The organism is Catellatospora chokoriensis (assembly GCF_011297315.1).
In the GTDB taxonomy this organism is placed as follows: domain Bacteria; phylum Actinomycetota; class Actinomycetes; order Mycobacteriales; family Micromonosporaceae; genus Catellatospora; species Catellatospora citrea.
Genome location: NZ_JAAOTI010000009.1, coordinates 233,254 through 250,023, shown reverse-complemented (window position 1 = coordinate 250,023; position 16,770 = coordinate 233,254). Strand labels below are relative to the sequence as shown.

Annotated in this window: 17 protein-coding genes; 11 read left to right on the top strand and 6 right to left on the bottom strand. The window is 71.6% G+C overall.

Going from position 1 to position 16,770, the window contains the following annotated elements; genetic code table 11:
* Positions 1–37: 37 nt before the first annotated feature.
* A complete protein-coding gene (locus tag HAV39_RS15995; protein ID WP_147432701.1) occupies positions 38–388 on the bottom strand; it encodes a DUF6401 family natural product biosynthesis protein in 351 nt (116 codons plus the stop codon).
* A 166-nt stretch (positions 389–554) separates the two neighbouring features.
* The gene (locus HAV39_RS15990; protein WP_191839994.1) at positions 555–1,469 is read right to left on the bottom strand and encodes a mechanosensitive ion channel family protein; all 915 of its coding nucleotides are present in this window, start codon (positions 1,467–1,469) and stop codon (positions 555–557) included.
* A 289-nt stretch (positions 1,470–1,758) separates the two neighbouring features.
* Here HAV39_RS15990 and HAV39_RS15985 point away from each other — a divergent pair, with 289 nt between their 5' ends.
* The 3 genes from HAV39_RS15985 (at position 1,759) to HAV39_RS15975 (ending at position 4,529) form a co-directional block, all read left to right on the top strand.
* Positions 1,759–2,826 (top strand): arabinan endo-1,5-alpha-L-arabinosidase, encoded by a 1,068-nt coding sequence (locus HAV39_RS15985; protein WP_239120392.1) that lies wholly within the window; start codon positions 1,759–1,761, stop codon positions 2,824–2,826.
* Between the two features lie 137 nt (positions 2,827–2,963).
* Positions 2,964–4,154 carry a serine hydrolase domain-containing protein gene (locus HAV39_RS15980; protein WP_191839993.1) on the top strand — a complete coding sequence of 397 codons (1,191 nt, stop codon included), beginning with the start codon at positions 2,964–2,966 and terminating at the stop codon, positions 4,152–4,154.
* A 42-nt stretch (positions 4,155–4,196) separates the two neighbouring features.
* Positions 4,197–4,529: a DUF1232 domain-containing protein gene (locus HAV39_RS15975; RefSeq protein WP_191839992.1), complete on the top strand. Its 333-nt coding sequence runs from the start codon at positions 4,197–4,199 to the stop codon at positions 4,527–4,529.
* Between the two features lie 17 nt (positions 4,530–4,546).
* Here HAV39_RS15975 and HAV39_RS15970 read toward each other — a convergent pair whose 3' ends face one another.
* Positions 4,547–5,710 (bottom strand): hypothetical protein, encoded by a 1,164-nt coding sequence (locus tag HAV39_RS15970; protein WP_191839991.1) that lies wholly within the window; start codon positions 5,708–5,710, stop codon positions 4,547–4,549.
* 129 nt (positions 5,711–5,839) lie between these two features.
* On the opposite strand from HAV39_RS15970, the gene HAV39_RS15965 reads away from it, so the two are divergent.
* The 3 genes from HAV39_RS15965 to HAV39_RS15955 all read left to right on the top strand — a co-directional run bounded on the left by HAV39_RS15965 (position 5,840) and on the right by HAV39_RS15955 (position 8,347).
* Complete coding sequence (locus HAV39_RS15965) at positions 5,840–6,364, top strand: GNAT family N-acetyltransferase (RefSeq protein WP_191839990.1); 525 nt, start codon at positions 5,840–5,842, stop codon at positions 6,362–6,364.
* A gap of 107 nt (positions 6,365–6,471) precedes the next feature.
* Positions 6,472–7,662, top strand: a complete 1,191-nt coding sequence (locus tag HAV39_RS15960; RefSeq protein WP_191839989.1) for an RICIN domain-containing protein — start codon at positions 6,472–6,474, stop codon at positions 7,660–7,662.
* Positions 7,663–7,819: 157 nt separating this feature from the next.
* The gene (locus HAV39_RS15955; RefSeq protein WP_191839988.1) at positions 7,820–8,347 is read left to right on the top strand and encodes a hypothetical protein; all 528 of its coding nucleotides are present in this window, start codon (positions 7,820–7,822) and stop codon (positions 8,345–8,347) included.
* Here HAV39_RS15955 and HAV39_RS15950 read toward each other — a convergent pair.
* Complete coding sequence (locus HAV39_RS15950) at positions 8,326–9,048, bottom strand: TetR/AcrR family transcriptional regulator (protein ID WP_191839987.1); 723 nt, start codon at positions 9,046–9,048, stop codon at positions 8,326–8,328. The two genes, HAV39_RS15955 and HAV39_RS15950, sit on opposite strands and share 22 nt — an antisense overlap.
* Positions 9,049–9,138: 90 nt before the next feature.
* Here HAV39_RS15950 and HAV39_RS15945 point away from each other — a divergent pair, with 90 nt between their 5' ends.
* The 3 genes from HAV39_RS15945 to HAV39_RS15935 all read left to right on the top strand — a co-directional run bounded on the left by HAV39_RS15945 (position 9,139) and on the right by HAV39_RS15935 (position 11,490).
* Complete coding sequence (locus tag HAV39_RS15945; protein ID WP_239120391.1) at positions 9,139–10,614, top strand: MFS transporter; 1,476 nt, start codon at positions 9,139–9,141, stop codon at positions 10,612–10,614.
* A gap of 246 nt (positions 10,615–10,860) precedes the next feature.
* Entirely contained in the window at positions 10,861–11,247 is a 387-nt protein-coding gene (locus HAV39_RS15940; RefSeq protein WP_191839986.1) for a hypothetical protein, read from the top strand.
* A gap of 63 nt (positions 11,248–11,310) precedes the next feature.
* A complete protein-coding gene (locus HAV39_RS15935) occupies positions 11,311–11,490 on the top strand; it encodes a hypothetical protein (protein ID WP_191839985.1) in 180 nt (59 codons plus the stop codon).
* Positions 11,491–11,544: 54 nt separating this feature from the next.
* Here the strand turns inward: HAV39_RS15935 and HAV39_RS15930 are convergent, their stop codons facing one another.
* Positions 11,545–12,633: a hypothetical protein gene (locus HAV39_RS15930; protein WP_191839984.1), complete on the bottom strand. Its 1,089-nt coding sequence runs from the start codon at positions 12,631–12,633 to the stop codon at positions 11,545–11,547.
* A gap of 179 nt (positions 12,634–12,812) precedes the next feature.
* Between HAV39_RS15930 and HAV39_RS15925 the strand changes: the two genes are divergently transcribed.
* Positions 12,813–14,828: a cellulose binding domain-containing protein gene (locus tag HAV39_RS15925; RefSeq protein ID WP_191839983.1), complete on the top strand. Its 2,016-nt coding sequence runs from the start codon at positions 12,813–12,815 to the stop codon at positions 14,826–14,828.
* 76 nt (positions 14,829–14,904) lie between these two features.
* Positions 14,905–15,468 (top strand): YdeI/OmpD-associated family protein, encoded by a 564-nt coding sequence (locus HAV39_RS15920; RefSeq protein WP_191839982.1) that lies wholly within the window; start codon positions 14,905–14,907, stop codon positions 15,466–15,468.
* A 136-nt stretch (positions 15,469–15,604) separates the two neighbouring features.
* On the opposite strand, the gene HAV39_RS15915 is transcribed toward HAV39_RS15920, so the two are convergent.
* Complete coding sequence (locus HAV39_RS15915; RefSeq protein WP_191839981.1) at positions 15,605–16,672, bottom strand: DUF2855 family protein; 1,068 nt, start codon at positions 16,670–16,672, stop codon at positions 15,605–15,607.
* Positions 16,673–16,770 lie beyond the last annotated feature (98 nt).

Genomic DNA, 16,770 nt, shown 5'->3' with positions numbered 1-16,770 from the left:
CAGGCAAACACTGCCTACGTCGCCACATATGCCCTGCTCAGCCTGCGGTTACGTCCCTGCCGAGCACCGCCGCGGCGAGCTCGCACACCGCCACCAGCCGCCAGGTGATCTGGTCGGCGCGCCGCCAGTCCAGCGTGGTGACGTCGGGCAGGTTCCAGCCCAGCGCGGTCGCCTTGTCGGTGAGCCCGTCGGCGTAGCAGGCGAGCTCCACCAGGGGCGGCCGCCGCTCGGGGTCGAGCGCGTCGCCCACGCTCGCCGTCGCCTGGTCGAGGATCGCCAGGACGCCCGGGTCGGCCGCGGCGGCGGCGCGGCCGGCGTCGCCGACGACGCGGGCGTAGCGCGCGAGCACCTGGCGGGCTTGGTCTGGGCTGGTGGGGCCACGGTCCATGCCGCGAGATTAGGACAGCATCGGGGCCTTGAATGCGGCCTGACGTCCGTTATGACCGAACAGAGGACAACGCTGCCCGACCGGCTCCACCCGCCGGAGGGACAGCCGGGTCGACACCCGCCGATGGTCGGGACCGGTCAGGTCGCGCCCATCGGCCGGTCGGCGGTCAGCGCCGCCGGGGTGCCGGGCGCTCCGGGGCGTTCGGCAGCGGCTGGGTCTGGTCGCTGTCGAACCCGGGCACCAGCGGCTCCCGCTCCTGCGGGTACAGGTCGGGCTCGGCGGGTGCGGCCTGCTCCGACGCGTACAGCCCGGCGTCGTCCGGGGCGGTGCGCTGCGACGGGTACACCGTGCCGGCGGACCGGTCGGCGAGCACCTGGGTCGCGTCGGCCTGCCCGGCGGCATACGCGCGGGCGTGCTCGGCGACCCGGGTCGACTCCTCACCCGCCCGATCCAGCCAGGTGTCCCAGCGCGACTGCATCGGGCGGACCAGGCCGCCGCCGACGCCCACGATCAGGATGCCGGCGACCGTCGCCAGCACCGCGATCAGAATGGGCATGGTCACCGTGGTGGCCACGCCGATCTGGTTGAGCGCCGCGATCACGCCCAGGCCGATGATGAACACCGACGCGGTCGTGGCCAGGAAGCGGCCGTACGACAGCCCGCCCAGCGCGCTCGCCACCAGGTCCTTGACCCAGGAGGCGATGGCCGCGGCCACCACCACGATGACGATCGCGACGAACGCCTTGGGCAGCCACGACACCACCGCGTTGATCAGGTCGGAGACCGGGTTCGGCCCCCAGATCCCGAACGCGAGCTGCAGCGTGAACAGCAGCACCGCGTAGTAGGCCAGCCGCGCCACCAGGTCGGACGGGTCGACGCCGCCGCGGGCCAGCGCGGCGGTCACCCCGCCGCGGGCGGCGAGCTGGTCGAACCGGACCCGTTCGAGGCCCTTGTCGGCGAGCATGCGGATGCCTCGCGCGACGAGCCAGCCGACGAGCAGGATCGCCACGAAGGCCAGCGCCTTGGGCAGGAACAGCGCGACCGAGCGCAGCGCGTCGGTCAGCACCTCTCCGAAGTCCATGGGCTTCTTCCTTTCCAGCGGAAACGAGGGGGTTTCGGGGTCAGCCAGCCCATTCCCCAACGGCAGCGCAGGGAAACGGAGAGCCGGGCATCCGTGGTCCGATCGGGTGATCCGGGATCGATCGACACCAACGGATATCGGCGTTAGCATCCTTCCGGGAGCGACACCGCACCGTCCCCGTCACCGCCGGCAGGCCAGGGCAGGCCACACCGACGGCAGTGCCGCGTGCCGAACCCCCGATCGTCGCGTACGCGGAACGTCACGTCCCGCTTCGCGATCGGAGTAAGCCATGCCCCACTCCCCGTCCCGGCTCGCCGCCCTCGGCCTGGCCGCCGCCATGCTGGCCACCGCCGCCGTGGCCACGACCGTCAGCGCCGTCCAGGCCGCCACGCGCGGCACTGCCCCGGTCACCGGTCCCGCCGTCGCGGCGCTGCCCGCCGCCGCGCCGACCGCCCCACCGCCGTCCTACCCGAACCCCGGCCGGGTCACCGGCTCCACCGGCGCGCACGACCCCGCCGTGGTACGCACTCCGAACGGCGCCTACCTGCTCGCGACCACCGGCAACAACCTGCCGCTGAAGACCTCGACCGACCGGGTCAACTGGCGCGACGCCGGAGTCGTGTGGCCCGGCGGCGCACCCTGGACGAGCGCGTACACCGGCGGCGGGGCGAACCTGTGGGCACCGGACATCTCCTACCGCGACGGCCGGTTCCTGCTGTACTACTCCGCCTCCACCTTCGGCTCGCAACGCTCGGCGATCTTCCTCGCCACCAGCCCCACCGGCACGGCCGGCAGCTGGACGCACCAGGGCCTGGTCATCGAGAGCAGCGGCGCGGTCAACTACAACGCCATCGACCCGAACCTGTTCGTCGACGTCGCCGGGCAGTGGTGGCTCGCCTTCGGCTCGTTCTGGACGGGCATCAAGTCGATCCGCCTCGACCCGGCCACCGGCAAGCGGTCCACCACCGACACCGCCGTGCGCGCGCTGGCCCAGCGGCAGACCGCCGCGGGCGCGGTCGAGGCCCCGTTCGTCTACCGCCACGGCGGCCTCTACTACCTGTTCGTGTCGTTCGACCTGTGCTGTCGCGGCGCGGCCAGCACCTACCGCATCATGGTGGGCCGGTCCGCCGCGCCGACCGGGCCGTTCACCGACCGCAACGGCACCGCCCTGACCTCCGGCGGCGGCACGCAGATCCTGGCCGGCCACGGTTCGATCCACGGACCCGGCCATCCGGCCGTGCTCGCCGACAACGGCCAGGACGTGCTGTTCTACCACTACTACGCGGACAACGGAGCCGCGCGGCTCGGCATCAACCTGCTGGGCTGGGACAGCGCGGGGTGGCCGTTCGTCTACTGAGTCCGGGCCGTTCATGGCCGTCGCGAGGGTCGGGCCCCGCTGTCCGGTACACCGCATCACCGGGCGTGCCGGGCAGCGCGGGCCCGCCACGATCCGGCCGAGGTGCGCCCGCGCCTGGTTTGCGGCACGCTGTGGTGATGAGCGATGCACTGTCGGCCTCCGGCCTGCGGCGGCTGCACGACGCCATGACCGCTCGCGTCGCCGCGGCCGAACTGCCGGGCCTGGTCCTCGCCGTCACCCGCGGCGATCAGATGCACGTCGAGACGATCGGGTCCTTCGACTTCGACGGCGCGACGCCGATGCGGCGCGACACCCTGTTCCGCATCGGCTCGATCACCAAGCCGATGCTGGCCGCGGTCACCATGATGCTGGTCGAGGAGGGACTGCTCGACCTCGCCGCACCGGTCGACCGGCTGCTGCCGGAACTGGCCGACCGCCGCGTGCTGGCCAGGATCGACGGCCCGCTCGACGACACCGTGCCCGCGCGCCGGCCGATCACCGTCGAGAACCTGCTGACGTTCCGGATGGGCTTCGGCATCCTGACCGAACCGCACTACGACCCGCCGTTCCCGATCGTCGCCGCGGCCCGGGAACTGCGCCTGGTGCTGGCCGAACCCGACCCGCGCACGCCGTACCCGCCCGATCAGTGGATCAAGGTGTTCGGCACCCTGCCGCTGATGTACCAGCCCGGCGAGCGCTGGCAGTACAACGCCGCGGCGCTGGTGCTCGGCGTGCTGGTGTCCCGGGCGGCCGGCGCGCCGCTGGCCGACGTGCTGCGTACCCGGCTGTTCGGCCCACTCGGCATGGCCGACACCGGCTTTCACACCGCCGACGCCGACCGCATCCCACCGCACTACCTGGCCGACTTCGCCACCGGTGAGCCGACCCGGCAGACGGCGACGCCGCCGGCGGACTGGGCCCGCCCGCCGGTGTTCCCGTCCGGCGCGGGCGGGCTGCTGTCCACCGTGGACGACACGCTGCGCTTCGCCTGGATGCTGGCCGCCGGGGGGCGGCACGAGGGCCACGCGCTGCTGTCACCGGAATCGGTCACCGCGATGACGACCAACCAGCTCACCGCATACCAGCAGGGCACCGCGGGCATGCTGCTGGAGCCGCAGGGCTGGGGATACGGTATGGCGGTCGCGACCAAGCCCGACGACATCTCGGCGGTCCCCGGCCGGTACGGCTGGGACGGCGGCTACGGCACCGTGTGGTGCAACGACCCGTACCGCGACGTCACCGCGCTGGCCTTCACCCAGAGTTCGGACTTCCTGTTCCGCGGCGGCCGCGACGAGTTCCTCGCCCTCGCCCTGCGCGCCACCGAATGAACACACTGGATTAACCACCCCGCGGCGGGGTAGAACTCCTGCGTGGATCGGGAAACCTGGATCATCATCGGCGTCGCTGTGGCGATCGTCGGCATCGTCACGCTGATCGGCGCGATCAAACTGGGCAAGCGCCTGTTCGTCACCAAACGGATGCTCGGCGAGCTGGGCACGGGCGGCAAGGTCGCCTTCTGGGGCGCCCTGATCTACACCATCCTCCCCGTGGACCTGCTGCCCGATCCGATCTACCTCGACGACATGGGCGTGCTCGCGCTGGCCCTCATGTACCTGACCAACCTGCTCCGCAAGCGCCGCGGCGGCAAGCTCCTGCCCGGTCCGCGCGGCAAGTCCGCCACCAAACACGACACCCCGCGGTAGCAGGCGGCGAGGTCGCCTCAGGCCGCGTACGCGGTCAGCGCCGGATGGCTGTCGGGCAGCCCGTACCAGCGCAGCAGCTCGGTCACCTCGGCGGGCTCGGCGATCAGCGCGTCCGGGTGGCGGACCAGGTGCTCGACGAGCCAGCGCTGGGCGGGCGTGAGATCGGCGTACGCCAGCGGGCTGGTCCGCGCGTCGTCGCCGAACGCCAGGTAAAAGGCCTCGCCCAGGCGCTCGGCCCACGGGCCGTGGAGCTGTTTCGTCGCCTCCGACCGGACCAGCGCCGCGCGCGCCTCGGCGGCCCCCGGGTCGCCGAGGTGTTCCAGCAGCCGCACCGACCACTCAGCCCGGGTCAGCCCCCATGGCGCGAGCACGGGCTCGTCCGGGCCGAGGCCGCCACCCGCCCGCGCACGCAGGACGACACGCGGCTCCTCCGGCACGGTCGCGCCCGCGGTCAGCGCCCACGCCACCGCGGCGGCCCAGCGCACCTCCTCGTCGGCGTCGTGCACCATGCCCGCGATCACCGCTGACTCGGGCACCGGCCCGCGGGCGGCCAGCCCGGCCGCGAGCAGCGCGGTCACTCGCACGTCGCGCCGCCAGCCATGCCGTCCGGCCACGGCGAGCAGCGGCGCCACGGTGTCCCGCGCCGCCTCCGGGAACCAGGCCAGCAGGTAGGCCGCCGCCTGGATGAGATCGCCGTCGGTGTCGTCGAGCAGGGTCACGATCCGCGGCAGTTCGGCGCGGACCGCGTCGTACGCCCGCAGCTCGTCGGCCTCGCCCGGGACCGGCGGCTCGTCGGCCCCACGGCCGCTCCACTCGCTGTAGAGCAGGTGCCAGGACTCGTCCACCGCGTCCGGCGAGGGCCGCAGCCGCTCGATCGGGAAGCCCGTCACCAGGTAGGGGTGATCCGAGCCGATCGCCTGCGCGGTCAGCAGGTCGACGATCGCGGCCCGGTCGAACGTGGCCGGGTCGACGGCCAGGTCCGTGAGGAACGGCACCGTGTAGACGTCCGCCTGGTAGCGCCTGCCCTCGTGCAGCAGGCTGCTCCAGAGTTCGTCGCGGGCGTCGCCGCGCACCTGCGGATCGTCGGCGCGCAGGGCGGCGATGAAGGCGGGGATCTCCTCGGCCGTGCCGAAGGCGTGCGTCAGCCCACCCCAGCCGACGGTGTCGAGCTTTTCCAGCATCCTTCGATGATGCCCATTCTCCCCGACGTCAATCGGCCAGTTTGTGCGACCGAAGGCACCGAGGTAAGCGGCGATCATCCCACCGGGCCCGCACGGCCACACCACGGGCGGATTTGCGATCATGGACGGATGACCGTCAGCACCAGGCTCGTGACCCTCGACGACGTACCCGCTGTCAGCGCCCTCTACCTGGAAAACCTGGAGTTCCTGCGCCCGTTCGAGCCGGTGCGGGCCGAGGGGTACTTCGAACCCTCGGGCCAGCGCGAGGTGATCGGCACCGCACTCGAGCGGCACGATCGCGGCGAGTGCGTGCCGCACGTGATCCTGCTCGACGACCGCATCGTCGGCCGGATCAACCTCAACGACATCGTGCGCGGCCCGTTCCTGAACAGCCACCTCGGCTACTGGGTGAGCCAGGACGTCAACGGCCGGGGCGTCGCCTCCGCGGCGGTGACCCGCATGATCCAGGTGGCGTTCGAGGAGCAGGGCCTGCACCGCATCCAGGCGGGCACGCTGCGGCACAACATCGCCTCGCAGAAGGTGCTGGCCCGCCATGGCTTCGTCCAGTTCGGCCTGGCGGAGAAGTACCTGCAGATCGCCGGGGTGTGGCAGGACCACATCCTGTTCCAGCTGCTCGCCCACGACCGGCCGTGACACGGCGTCGATGTTTCGAAACTGATTGATGTAAACGCGTCCTGGACGGAGGCTGATCGGAGCCCGTGGGAGCCCTCCCACGGCGATCCGCTCCAAGGAGAACGCGTATGAAGTGGCGACTCCGCCCGATCGCCGTCACCGCCGCGCTCGGCACCGCCGTGGCAGCCGCCCTGCTGTCCACCGGGGCCACGCCGGCCGCCGCCGCACCGGTCATCTGCGAGCAGTACGGCACCGCTCCCGTCCAGGGCGGCAAGTACATCGTGCAGAACAACCGCTGGGGTGCGAGCACGGCCCAGTGCATCGACGTGTCCAACGCCGGGTTCACCGTCACCCGGGCCGACCACAACAACGCCACCAACGGCCCACCGGCGTCGTACCCGTCCATCTACGCGGGCTGCCACTACGGCGCCTGCACCGCGGGCAGCGGCCTGCCCGCCCGGGTCAGCTCGCTGAACAACCCCCGCGCGACCTTCAACATCGGCACGCCGAACTCCGGTGAGTGGGACACCGCGTTCGACCTGTGGTTCGACGCGAGCCCCCACCCAGCGGGGCAGAACTACGGCGCCGAGGTCATGATCTGGACCAACCACCGCGGCCGGCCACAGCCCATCGGCGGCCGCATCGCCACCGTCAACCTCGAAGGCGGCACGTGGGACGTCTGGTTCGGCAACATCGGCTGGAACGTCATCTCGTACGTGCGCACGGTGCCCGCCAACACGTTCGCGAACTTCAGCCTCAAGGCGTTCATCAACGACTCGGTCGGCCGCGGGAAGATCGATCCGAACTGGTACATGACCAGCGTGCAGGCCGGCTTCGAGCCCTGGATCGGCGGCGCGGGCCTGGCCGTGAACCTGTTCGACTTCAACGTCAACGGCAACGCCGCGGGCGGCGGCGGTGGCGGGGACGTCTCGGTGATCCGGGGTGCGGCGTCCAGCCGGTGCGTCGACGTGGCGGGCTGGGGCAAGAACGACGGCACCCCGGTGCAGCTCTACGACTGCTTCCCGAACAACAACAACCAGCGCTGGCGACGGGTCGGCAACACCTTCGTCAGCCTCGACTCGGGCAAGTGCCTGGACGTGTCGGGCGGGCGCACCAACAACGGCGCGGCCGTGCAGCTGTGGACCTGCCTGAACAACGGCGCGCAGCAGTGGGTGGCCAACGGCGACGGCTCGATCGTCAACCCGAACTCCGGCAAATGCCTGGACGCGATCGAGTTCGGCACGGCCAACGGGACCCGGCTGCAGATCTGGGACTGCGGCAACCCGCTGGGCGGCAACCAGCAGTGGCGTTTGGGCTGACGGCCCGACGCCCGTTACACCCGCCCTCCCGGGCTGCCGAAACCGGGAGGGCGGGCACTGTGCCAGGCAGGGAGTCGTGGTCAAGGTCGGCGGTTGCCGATACAGTCCCTTCGCCGCCCGACGAGGACCCACCGTCGCGCGGTGAAAGGAGCCGACGATGTCCGACCCGACGACCGAGGGATACACGGTCAACGCCGCCGAGATCGAGGGCATGGTGCGCAACCTCTGCGCGTACGCGTTGAGCGAGCCCGACCCCCTGCAGCGCTACGCCGACCTCACCCACCAGCAGGTCCTGTTCGACGGCATCGTCGCGGCGATCCAGCGGGCGCGCGGCCGGGCCGTGGCCGACCTCGTGGTCTCCGGCATGCCGGTGGAGCAGGTGGCCGCGAAGACCAACCTCGCGACCGTGCCGCGGGTGCGCAAACTGATCAGCGTGGCCGGCGAGACCGAGCGGGTGAAGGCCGCCGCCGCGGCCGCCAAGCCCAAGAAGGCGAAGGGCGCCCCCGCGGCCGAGCCGGCACCGGCACCCACGCCGGTGCCTGAGCCGGTGCCGGTCGCGGTGACCGGCAAACGCATGCTGACGCCCGCCGAACGCGAGGCCTTGGGCCTGCCACCCGCGGAACCCCAGCCCCGCAGCCGCCCGCCGAAGCGCCGCCGCTGGGTTCAGTCGGCCGCGGGCAGGTAGCGGGCGAGCCCGTTGATGATCAGTTCGAGCCCGAACTCGAACCGCACCTCCCCGTCGCCCTGCACCAGCACGTCGGCGTACTGGTGCAGGTGGGGGAATCGGTCCGGCGGCAACGTGCGGTAGTAGTCGTGGACCTGGCCGAAGAAGTCGGCGATGAACTCGTCGACCGGCTTGCCGCTGGCCCGCTGGCGGGCCTGGTAGAGCGAGCCCTCGTAGGCGTCGGCGCTGATGTACAGCGCGATCCGGTCCACCGCCCAGGCCGCCTGCTGGGGCGGCACGCCGCCGCTGATCAGCACGCCGAACATGGCCTCGGCCACCTTCACCGAGTTGGGGCCGGTCGGCACGTTGGCGAGACTGACCCGGGCGATGTCGCTGTGCGCGCCGAGCACCCGGTAGGACTCCCGGGCGATCTCCAGGAGCTGCTCGCGCCAGCGGGCCGGGTCCGGCTCGGGCAGCCGGATCTCGCCCAGCACCCGGTCGTACGCGAGCTCCAGCAGCTCGTCCTTGCTCGCCACGTGCGCGTACAGCGAAGCGGCTCCGGTGTTCAGCTCCTCGGCGACCCGCCGCATGCTCACCGCGTCCAGGCCCTCGCGGTCGAGCAGGGCCAGCGCGGCGTCCACGATCGCGGCCCGGCTGAGCGGCTTGCGGGCGCGGGCGCTGCGGCGCGGGGCACGCCAGGGCGGGGCCGGGATCTCGGACATGGCGCACATCGTACTTGACGCGAACGCTGTTCGGTCTGTAGAACAGTGTTCGTTAAACGAACACTGTTCGCCCGACCCGGAGGCGCCCTCGTGACCACCGTCCTGCCCGACACCGCCCCACCCGATACCCAGCCCGCGGCGTACCGCTGGCGCTGGGCAGCCCTGTTCGTCATCCTCGCCGCCGAGGTGATGGACCTGCTCGACGCGCTGGTCACCACCATCGCGGGCCCCTCCATCCAGGCCGAGCTGGGCGGCTCCGAGAGCCTGATCCAGTGGCTCGGCGCCGGCTACACCCTGGCCATGGCGGTCGGCCTGATCACCGGCGGCCGCCTCGGCGACCTCTACGGCCGCAAGCGCATGTTCATGATCGGCGCGGCCGGCTTCGTCGCCGCGTCGGCGCTGTGCGCCGCGGCCACCACACCCGAACTGCTCATCGGCGCTCGCGTACTGCAGGGCCTGCTCGGCGCCGTGCTGCTTCCGCAGGGCCTCGGCATGATCAAGGAGATGTTCCCGCCCAAGGAGGCGGGTGCCGCGTTCGGCGCGTTCGGGCCGGTCATGGGCCTGTCCGCGGTCGGCGGCCCGATCCTGGCGGGCTGGCTGGTCGACGCCGACCTGCTCGGCACCGGCTGGCGCATGATCTTCCTGATCAACCTGCCGCTGGGCCTGCTCGCCCTGCTCGGCGCGGCCAAGTTCCTGCCGGAGTCGCGCTCCGAGCACGCGTCCCGGCTCGACCTGGGCGGGGTCGCGCTGGTCAGCGCGGGCGCGCTGCTGCTGCTGTACCCCCTGGTCCAGGGTCGTGAGCTGGGCTGGCCCGCCTGGACCTTCGTCATGATGGCCGCCAGCCTGCCGGTCTTCTTCCTGTTCGGCCGCCAGCAGGCCGCCCGCCGCCGCAGCGGTGGCGACCCGCTCGTCGAGCCGTCCCTGTTCCGCCGTCGCGCCTTCACCGGCGGCCTGGTCGCCGGGCTCGCCTTCTTCGCCGGGATGATCGGCTTCGGCCTGGCCTTCAGCCTGTACGTCCAGCTGGGCCTGGGCTACAGCCCGCTCAAGGCCGGTCTGGCCAGCGTGCCGCAGTCGCTGGGCATCGTCGTCGGCTTCGGCATCGCCGGCGGGGCCGGCCTGACCCGCAAACTCGGCCGCCGCCTGCTGCACCTGGGGCTGGCCGTGATGGCGGCCGCCACGATCGGCTTCGTGATCACCCTCGACCAGGCCGGGATCGGCGTCACCCCGTGGCAGCTGGCTCCCGCGCTCGGCGTGTTCGGCATCGGCATGGGCCTGGTCATGGCGCCCTTCTTCGACATCATCCTGGCCGGCGTGCAGCCGCACGAGACCGGCTCGGCCTCGGGCAGCTTGACCGCGGTGCAGCAGCTCGGCGGCGCGGTCGGCATCGCCCTGCTCGGCACGCTGTTCTTCAACACGCTCAGCTTCGGCCCGCTCGGCCCCGATCCCGCCTCCTTCGGCGACGCGATGCGCCTGGTGCTCTGGGTCGAGGTGGCGCTGCTGGCGGTCACCTTCCTGGCCGCTTTCCTGCTCCCCCGGCAGGCCCGCGAAGAGGAACCCGCCCACTGACCAACCGAGCCCGCCGTCGGCGTCGGCGTCGGCGTCGGCGTCGGCCGTGATCGTCCGACTTGCCTGGCACCTGTGCGAATCTTGGGCGGCCATTCGCCCACCTGCCAGGCAAGTCGGACGATCGAGGGGGTGCGTGGCCACAGCCACGGCGTCACGCTGGTCGTCTTATGTCCCACCAGGCACTGAATCCGGTGCCATCTGGCGACGCGGCCCGGTCCGACGACCGATCTGCCTCACGATGGAGGCATGACCGATGAGCCCGGCACGACCGCCGACGAGCCTGTCGCGGCACGACCCGCGAGAAGCACCGACGAGCCCGTCGCCGCTCGGCGCGACCAGTCCGGCAGGTTCGCTCTCGCACTGGTCGGGGCCTTCCTGGCCGGTTCCTGCCTGACCGGATGCGTCGGTGCGGCCCTCGTCGCGGCGGCCCACCACGCCGTGCGCCACGAGCGTATGGAGGACGGCTGGCACCGGGACCGCGACCGGTGGCACGAGCGCCCCGAGTGGTACGACCGCGACCGGCACTTCCCACCGGCGCCACCGGCCCCGGTGCCGCCCGTGGTGCCGCCCAGGCCACCCGCGGTGCCGCCCGCGCCGCCGGCCGTGCCGACCCCGTCGCCGTCCAGGACCTGAGTCCGCGCAGCCGCCGCGGATTCAGGGGTGCGCGGCTTGCCTCCTTATGAGACAGTGCCGGGCATGCAGACCTTCACCTCCCGGGCGCTCGTCGCACTGTCGATCGTCTACGGCGCCGCCATCGCCATCCTGGCGATCACAGGCTCCGACCACGTGGGCAAGTTCGCCGCCATCGGCGGTATCACCATCGGCGTGCTCTGGGCACTGCGAGCAGTGCTGGGAAACCGGTCGAATCAGGAGTAGGGCATCCGTCCGGTGGCGGGGCCGGGCGGCCCGCCACCGGACGGCGCTCGCAGGTCAGACCCGCGAGCTGTAGCTGATGAAGAACTCAGGGGTCGCCGGCGCGCCCGTGGCGCTCCAGCAGATCACGTTGCGGACGATCACGACGCCGCCGGAGAGCGTCCAGACACTCTGCAGGTTGCAGTAGCTCGCGCCGCTGCGGTGTCCACTGACCTGCACATGCCCCTCGCGGAACCCGACCTTGTGAAACTCGACGTACTCCAGACCCGGAACGACAGGGGTCGAGGTGTTGACCGAGCCGACCGAGTTGTAGCTGGACGGGCCGGGGAAGCCGGGCGTCCACAGGTAGCCGAAGTACTTGGGCGGGTTGAATGCTCCGTAGACCGAGCGCGCGCGGTGATAGGTCAGGTCGAACCAGCTGTCGGCGGGCGCCCCGGCGTGGTCGTAGCAGCGCACGACGATGTCCAGCCCGGCCCCGCCGGGGATCCAGTTGTCAATCTTGCAGCGGCGCGGGCTGTTCGGGTGCTGGGCGGTCACCTGCAGGTTGCCGTCGTACAGGCCGGTGCTGACGCCGGGCAGGTAGACCTTGTAGACACCGGTCCCGATCCCGCCGTGGGTGACCGTGTTGACTCCCCCGACCGGGTTGTACGACGTGTTGGTGCCGCCGGTGGACTTGCCCTGCACGTAGGCGTACGTGCCGGGCCCCGCGAGCAGCCCGGAGCTGGTCGAGTACATGACGGTGAACGCCGACCAGTCCGGGGTGATCACCGCGCCGGTGTACTTGTAGCACTGCACCTCGACGATCTGATCGGCCCCGGAGGCGTAGTAGTTCCAGACCTGGCACCAGCGCGGATCACCGGCGACGGCGGTGACGTGGGCGACGCCGTTGGCCGAGGCGATGCTCGGGAACTTCACGCGGTAGCGGCCCACCACGAGTGGGCTGACCGTGCTGTTGGGGATGTTGTCGCTCTTCCACTGCCGGGTCGGGTCCATCAGGTAGGCGGCCGGCGGGACGGGGTTGTCCATGAAGGCGAACGCCCAGCGGTCGGGCGTGGCGGCGTGCGCGGCGGGGGCCTGCACGACGCCTGCGGCACCGGCCGCGGTGACGGCGGCCAGCAGCGCCACGAGGGCGCGACGGAGTTTCACGGGATACCTCCGACTAGGCGGGATAGGGTCCCGTCAATCTAGGGCACATATCGCTGTCTTTCGATGCAGCGACGTTGATCTGCCAGCAGATCTGTCCGCTCCGCACGGTTGACATCAATCGATGGGCGTACGACTCTTGGGAGCGCTTCCAATCACCACTCCCGAAAGGAGGTCCGACGATGAGAAAGAGCCGCATCGCCCTGCTGGCGTTCACGCTGGCAGCGGCAACCCTCAGCGTCCCGACCCCGGCCACCGCCGACCCCGCCGTCTCCGTGACCGTCAACGCCCGCGCCGGGCTGGAGACGGTCGGCGACGCCGCGATCGGCGTCAACCATGCTGTCTGGGACTCGCAACTGGGCACGAACGCGGTCGCCGACCTGCTCAAGAACGCCGGTGTGCAGACCATGCGCTACCCCGGCGGGTCCTACTCGGACATCTACCACTGGCAGACCAACACCGCGCCCGGCGGCTACGTCGCCCCCGACACCGACTTCGACCACTTCATGGCCGGTGTGCAGCGGGCCGGCGCGCAGGCCATGGTGATCGCCAACTACGGCACCGGCACGCCACAGGAGGCGGCCGACTGGGTGCGCTACGCCAACGTCGAGAAGAACTACGGCGTGAAGTACTGGGAGATCGGCAACGAGCTCTACGGCAACGGCCACTACGGCGCGAGCTGGGAGGCCGACGACCACGCCGACAAGAGCCCGGCCGGCTACGCCACCGTCGCCAAGCAGTACGCCGAGGCGATGAAGGCCGTCGATCCCACCATCAAGATCGGCATCGTGCTCACCACGCCGGGCAACTGGCCCGACGGCATCGTCGGTGGCGGCGACGCCGGCACCTGGAACCAGGTCGTGCTGTCCATCGCGGGCCCGTCCGTCGACTTCGCGATCCTGCACTGGTATCCGGGCGGCTCCTCGTCGGCAGAGGCGCTGTCCAAGACCGCGCAGGTGACCGACGCGGTCTGGCTGGCCCGCCGGCAGATCGACAAGTACGCGGGCAAGAACCTCGGCATCGCCCTCACCGAGATCAACACCGGGTACGGCCAGAACACCCAGCCCGGCGCGCTGTTCGCCGCCGACGCCTACGCGAGCCTGCTCGCCGCGGGCGTGTTCAACATCGACTGGTGGAACGTGCACAACGGCATCGGCACCGTGTCCACGGTGGGCGGGCACACCGACTACGGCGACTTCGGCCTGCTCTCCAGCGCCTCCTGCAACGCCGACGGCAGCGTCTGCGAGCCCCCGCTGAACACCCCGTTCGCGCCGTACTTCGGGCTGGCCATGACCTCGCGCTTCGTCAGGGCCGGCGACCAGCTGATCCGGGCGGGCACGACTGACCCGGCGATCCGGGCGCACGCCGCCCGGCGCGCCAACGGCGACCTCGCGGTGCTGCTCGTCAACACCGACGAGACCGCGAGCAGGCAGGTCAGCCTCAGCTACGCCGGATACTCCCCCGCCGTGACCGCCCAGGTGCACACCTTCGGCAACGGCGACACCGCCATCGCGACGGGTTCCGGCAGCGCCACCTCGGTGACGCTGGCTCCGAACTCCCTCACCACACTGGTGCTGCGTCCTTCGGGCTCGACCGCCCGTCCGGCGACGCCCGGCCGACCGGTCGCCTCCTCGGTCACCGCCGGCGACGTCACGCTCACCTGGCCCGCCGGGGCCGCCGGGCTCAAGTACGAGATCCACCGGCAGCTCGGCACGATCAGCGAGCAGTGGGGCGAGACCACAGGGACCACGTTCACCGTGCACAACCTCACGCCCGGCACGCGCTACACGGCCAACGTCATCGCGCGGGACGGCTCCGGCCGGGTCTCCTGGGCGTCACCGCCGGTGACCTTCCAGACCGGCACCCCCACTGCCGCACCGTGCGCGGTCACCCTGACCGACGCCAGCGACTGGGGCAACGGGTACGTCGGCAGCATCGACATCACGAACACCGGCGCCAACCCGGTGGACACGTGGACCCTGGCGTTCAGCTGGCCGACCGCCTGGCAGCAGCTCGGCAGCGGCTGGAACGGCACCTGGGCGCAGACCGGCTCCGCGGTCACCGTGTCCAACGCCGACTTCAACAAGGTCATCGCACCGGGTGCCACCGTGAACGTCGGCTACGTCGGGAACTACCAGGGACCGAACGTCCTCCCGCCGCTGTTCAAGCTCAACGGCAACCTCTGCACCACGCGCTGATCCGCCCCTCCGGCCGGTCCGACGAGGACCGGCCGGAGGCCCTCAGCTGTCGGCGGCAGCGCCTAGAGTCGGCGGCGTGGAGATCCTGAGTTTCGAGCACCCGGACCAGTGGGAGGCCTGGCTGGCCGAGCACCACGCCAGCCCCGACGGCGCGTGGCTGAAGGTCCGCAAGAAGAACTCGCGGCAGCCCGCGATCAGCGTGATCGAGGCCGCGGACGTGGCCCACTGCTACGGCTGGATCGACAGCATCCGCAAGTCCCTCGACGCCGACCACTTCCTGCAGCGGTACTCGCGGCGCAGGCCCAAGGGCTCGTGGTCGAAGGTCAACGTGGAGCGTGTGGAGGCGCTCTTGACGCAGGGGCGGGTGCGCGCGCCGGGGCTGGCCGAGGTCGAGGCGGCCAAGGCCGACGGCCGCTGGGATGCCGCGTATGTCAAGCAGAGCGACGCGACCGTCCCCCCGGACCTCGCCGCGGCGCTGGCGGCGGAACCCGCGGCCGGGGACTTCTTCGCACAACTCGGCAAGACCGACCAGTACCTGGTGATGCTCCCGCTCCTGAAGGCCACCAACCCCGAGACCCGCGCAGCCCGCCTCGCCAAGGCGATCACCGACCTCACCGCCCGTAAATCCCCACGCCCCTGAGCGCCGCCGCGCTCCGCGACGGCGGGGGCCGTTGCAGTTTCGGGGAAACTGCGCGAATGCAGGTGGCCGATGCTGCACTTTCCCCGAAACTGCAGCGGCAAGGCCGCCGCGGGATGACACTCGCGGATGGTCGCGGTTAGAGGGCGATGATGTGGCCGACGCGGGGCGGGGTCGTGCCGGCGAGCATGCTGAGCCAGGCATCGCGCAGGCCGTCCGGGCCGTGGCTGACCTTGATGTCGACCCAGCGTTCGGCCACGGCGGCGAAGCGGTGCCAGGACTCGGCCAGCCGCCGGTCCAGCTCGGGGCGGCCCCAGTCGACGGTGCGCTTGCGGATCTGGTCCGGGGCGAAGAACACGGCGGGTGCGTCGGTTGCCCGTTCCTGGTGGGTCAGGCCCACGGCGACGTCGTGGACGAGACGGTCGCCGAGGTGGGCGCGCAGCGCGGCGCGGGTGGCCGGGTTCGCCGACAGGTCGAGGTATGCCGTCGCGGCGGTCGGGTCGAGTTCGTCGATCCCGTCGTACGGCAGCACGGCGTCGTAGCAGCCCAGCTCACGGGTGAACGCCACGTTGCCCGGCGAGGTGAGGCCGATCAGGCGCGGGCCCTTGCCTCGCAGCTCGAACGCGGCGGCGTACGCCGTCTTGCTCGACGCCGACGACAGCACCAGCGTGCCGGCCCCGTGGAAGCCGTTGTCCTGCAACCGGTCGGCGAGCATCGCCGAGGTCACGAACAGCGGCCGGAACAGGATCAGCAGATCCTCCTGGTCCGCGTCGTACGCCGGGTCGCCGGTGGTCGCCGCGTACGCGTTGTACGGCGACGGCAGCTGGACCCGGTGCGGGCTGGTGTCGCGGAAGCCGCGCTCGTCGACCCGGCCCGGCCGCACGACCAGGTGGCCGGCGGGCGGCAGGTAGCCGTAGACCCGCTGCCCGACGGGGACCCCGTCCGCGCGCGACGCGACGACCTCGCTGAACCCCCACAGCGGCGCCAGGCCCCACCGCTCGTCGAGACCCGCGGCGGCGGCCGGGAAGAAGTCCCAGTAGCGGTACGCGTCGCCGAGCACCGCGTAGGTCACGTTGTTCGCGGTCATGCCGACCCGGTCCACCCGCAGCAGGGCTTCGCCGTCGGCGGGCTCCGGCGCCGGGTGCCGCACCAGGTTCGTGCGGGACAGGTCGTCGCGGGCGAGGGCGAGGGTCCACGATTCCGTCACGGCGTCACGGTAACCGATCCGCCGAGATTTCTGCACCCCCGGTGCATGAATATGGCGAAAGCAACTCGACCGCCGCACCGGTCTTCCGTAACCTGTGC